Raw genomic sequence first — 945 nt, 5'->3', positions numbered from 1 at the left:
AATGGTGCACTGTGGTGAGTTGTGTTATGCAAAGGGTATTGTCACAGCCTCTATTCGGGTACTTTCCAGTATCGCGACGCATGGTAGACATGATGTTGAGGCTGTGTCTTGTGGGTACAGTGGTACACCTCTGGCCAGAGTAAAACTATTCGAATAGCCGTGCCCGCGGTTATGGGCGAGTTGAGCAATGTTTTTCGTGATTAGTCTCACACCTCTCACAATAATTATGGATGTTATATCTGGTAATAATTTGCTTAGCTCCTGGTTTGGAGAATAGATCTGTACAGCCGGGTATGGTTGCTCAGGATGGTTGGGCCTGTGCAGCATGGGTGTGCTGTCCAGTGTTGATTAAAATTTCTGATTAAATACTCCACTGTTTTACTTCTCTTAAATGTTTTGCTAAATGCTGCTTTTGCAAATGAGCCTATATTATGCCATCCTTTGGAATCCTTGTGCACTTGCATATTTGCTGTGTGGCTTGTTGAGTATGTCATATGCTCATTCTTGCAATAATCAATCAACCTCAGTTGAAGAAAAAGGATCCAGAAGGAGAAGACGTTTGGCTTATACCCCAGTTGAGCTGCCTGTGGGAGTGGAGCCGGAGCTTCGCTAGATTTTCTTTTTTCGCTGCAGTTTTCTTCTTGGTGAGGACTAAGTGCCTCTTAAGTAAGTATTTATCGTTTTAGTTAATTTGATGAATCTGTATATTAAATTGTCAGTTTGTGTACCTCGGCTGATTCCTGGACGAGGATTTTATGCACAAATAAGTTCGGAAATTACTAGTGAATTTCTGGGCGTGACACTAGTTTTGATATATTTAACAAACGGGGTTCGCCAGTCATTTGGGTCTTCGCCCAGTTTTACTTGGTCAATTGTTAAGACCAGACTGTCCACAGACACGCTTGGTGTGTGCAGTACCTCGAAAAACATGCCCGGCAAATGCGG

1 protein-coding gene is annotated in these 945 nt (G+C 43.0%); it reads right to left on the bottom strand.

What is annotated here, in order from left to right; all coding sequences use genetic code 11:
* Positions 1–753 precede the first annotated feature (753 nt).
* Positions 754–945, bottom strand: a 192-nt coding sequence (locus tag N1031_RS20565; protein ID WP_259481791.1) for a hypothetical protein, incomplete at its 5' end; no start/stop codon positions are given.

It is taken from the genome of Herbiconiux moechotypicola, from assembly GCF_024979255.1.
GTDB classification, from domain to species: Bacteria; Actinomycetota; Actinomycetes; order Actinomycetales; family Microbacteriaceae; genus Herbiconiux; species Herbiconiux moechotypicola.
Note: the sequence above shows the minus strand (reverse complement) of the source record. Positions and strands in the feature narration are given on the sequence as shown.